General features: G+C 39.8%; 4 protein-coding genes and 1 pseudogene. 3 read left to right on the top strand and 2 right to left on the bottom strand.

Annotated features, from left to right (window positions below):
* Together FTU91_RS16170 and FTU91_RS16165 are read left to right on the top strand one after the other, a co-directional pair.
* Positions 1–103, top strand: a pseudogene (locus FTU91_RS16170) (IS5/IS1182 family transposase); the annotation flags it as partial.
* Between the two features lie 177 nt (positions 104–280).
* Positions 281–628, top strand: coding sequence for a Spx/MgsR family RNA polymerase-binding regulatory protein (locus FTU91_RS16165; RefSeq protein WP_180082840.1), 348 nt, complete (start codon positions 281–283; stop codon positions 626–628).
* Positions 629–703: 75 nt separating this feature from the next.
* On the opposite strand, the gene FTU91_RS16160 is transcribed toward FTU91_RS16165, so the two are convergent.
* Positions 704–1,141, bottom strand: a complete 438-nt coding sequence (locus FTU91_RS16160) for a DUF2147 domain-containing protein (RefSeq protein WP_180082839.1) — start codon at positions 1,139–1,141, stop codon at positions 704–706.
* Positions 1,142–1,295: 154 nt separating this feature from the next.
* On the opposite strand from FTU91_RS16160, the gene FTU91_RS16155 reads away from it, so the two are divergent.
* Positions 1,296–2,207, top strand: coding sequence for an alpha/beta hydrolase (locus FTU91_RS16155; RefSeq protein ID WP_180082838.1), 912 nt, complete (start codon positions 1,296–1,298; stop codon positions 2,205–2,207).
* Between the two features lie 39 nt (positions 2,208–2,246).
* On the opposite strand, the gene FTU91_RS16150 is transcribed toward FTU91_RS16155, so the two are convergent.
* Positions 2,247–2,341: transposase domain-containing protein (locus tag FTU91_RS16150; protein ID WP_148114837.1), on the bottom strand; the 95-nt coding region annotated here is incomplete at its 5' end.

Genomic DNA, 2,341 nt, shown 5'->3' with positions numbered 1-2,341 from the left:
AACATTTAGAATATTAAGTGAACGCTATCGAAATAGACGGAAAAGATTCGGTTTACGCATTAACTTAATCGCTGCACTGGTAAACCGGATAAATTTTCAATAATGACTTTCGCAAGAGATCTAATAATCATATGGTTCTTATTTATAGCTTTATAATTACAAATCTAAATGTCAGTTTAATGACAGCTGAATTTTTTAATTTTAATCATTTAATTCACTCTAGAGCTTCTGAAGGATTTTCGTTACGCTATTGAAGAATAGAAAATGGAATAATTCACCTATGCTGAAGATTTATGGTATCAAAAACTGTAATTCAATGAAAAAAGCCTTTGACCTGCTTAATCAACTCGGTCTTGCCTATGAGTTTCACGATTACAAGAAACAAGGCATTGCTGCTGAAACGGTAAAAATATGGCTGGATAACAAAGGTCAGGAAGTCATCCTGAATAAAAAAGGCACCACTTGGCGCAAACTGAGCGAAGCGGAACAACAAACGGCTTTAAGCAGTGAAGAAAATCTCATTGAAGCGCTCACCCGCCATAACAGCTTAATCAAACGTCCTGTGCTTGAAACTGCTTCTGGTTATATCGTCGGCTTTGATGAAGAAGCCTATCGGGCATTAAAGTAAGCAGCCTGCACCATCCATATTAAAAAAGCCTGACAATTTCAGGCTTTTTCGTTTAATCCATTTGGCTCGGTAGACTTAGTTCGCGCGAATCCAGGTTTGGTTACGGCCTAAAACAGATACGCCAATAAAACCGCGTAATTCGAGCGTTTTACCGCCATTTGCCAGTTCACCTTTGAGTTTGTAGGTTTTGCCTGAAGAAGGGTCAAGGATAGTACCCTCTTCATAACTTGTACCACCGACATTTTTAAGACCGTGAACAATCTTTAAACCTTTTAAAGATTTATTATGATATGGACCTTCACATTTTTTACATGCCTGTTCTTCGCCTGGTGTCAAAACTTTTTGAATACTCGCAGACAATGTGCCATTTTTTTGTTCAGTAAATTTTACGATTGCTTTGGGTTGTTTTGTTTTATCGTCAATCGTTTTCCAAACTGTTCCATTTAAAGGATCAGCAGCATTTGCCAAAGCTGTTAATCCGAGCAATCCTAATGCAAGAGCAATTCTTTTCATTTTTTTTCGTTTCCTAGTCTAGTGTAGACGGCCTTAGTATTAAAAAGTCACAACATATTTGCAATTCTTCCGTGTGACCGTTTAGTGTAATCTTGTAACTTGAATTGGTAAACAACCAGTTATCCCCCAAAAGATATAACAAGATGGAAAAAACATGAAGATAAATCCGTTATGGAAACAATTAATTACAGAAAGTTTTTTAAAAACCACCATCCGTCTGCCGAGCCAGTTTAACTTACCTCCAAATTCAGCACGCTTTGTCATTGAACAAATGTGCCGTCTATTTCCGCAGAATAAGAATGTCAGTATTCGCCCAATCCGTCTTGCCGGTTTACGTGCTGAAGAAATCAAACCGCACAATGAGGCCACACAGCTTATTTTACATATTCACGGCGGTGCATTCTTTTTAGGATCCTTAAATACCCATCGGGCATTTGTATCCGACATGGTGGCACGGACTCAAATGCAAGCGCTGCACGTAGATTATCCTCTCGCGCCTGAACAGCCTTTTCCTGAAGCTCTGGATGCGCTGTTTGATGTTTACAATATTTTGCTCGACCAAGGCATACAAGCCAAGGATATTATTTTGTCTGGGGATTCCTGTGGTGCCAATCTGGCTTTGGCCTTGGCACTTAAAATTCGTGATGAACAGCTACCTCAGGTCAGCGGTCTGATGCTGTTGTCACCCTTTTTAGATTTAACCCTCACCAGCGAATCCTTACGCTATAACCAGAAACACGATGCCTTATTGTCCATTGAAACCTTAGAAACCGGAATTGATTATTACGTCCCTAAATCGATGGATAAATCACATCACTCAATTTCTCCCCTGTTTGCAGATTTAACCGGATTACCTCCTACACTGGTACAAGTAGGATCGAAAGAAATTCTGCTAGATGATGCACAGCGCTTTAAAGAAAAAGCAGAACAGGCCAATGTTCAAGTGACTTTTAAACTTTATACCGGCATGTGGCACAATTTTCAGATGTTCCATGCGTGGTTTGATGAAGCCAAACAGGCACTGGCCGATCTGGCTGAATTTGCCCATGGATTGGATCAAAGCTAAATTTAATCGTAAGCGTCCGCTGAATCCCATGCCTATTTTTTAATTTTGGTCGGATTTCCAGCGGTGTGGCAGTAATTCTTCTATTTGGGTCACTTTATGCGTCGGCAGCCTTTTCAGCACATCACTTAAATAGG

The organism is Acinetobacter sp. YH12201, from assembly GCF_013418145.1.
Classification (GTDB): domain Bacteria; phylum Pseudomonadota; class Gammaproteobacteria; order Pseudomonadales; family Moraxellaceae; genus Acinetobacter.
This window is presented reverse-complemented; position numbering and strand designations above follow the sequence as displayed.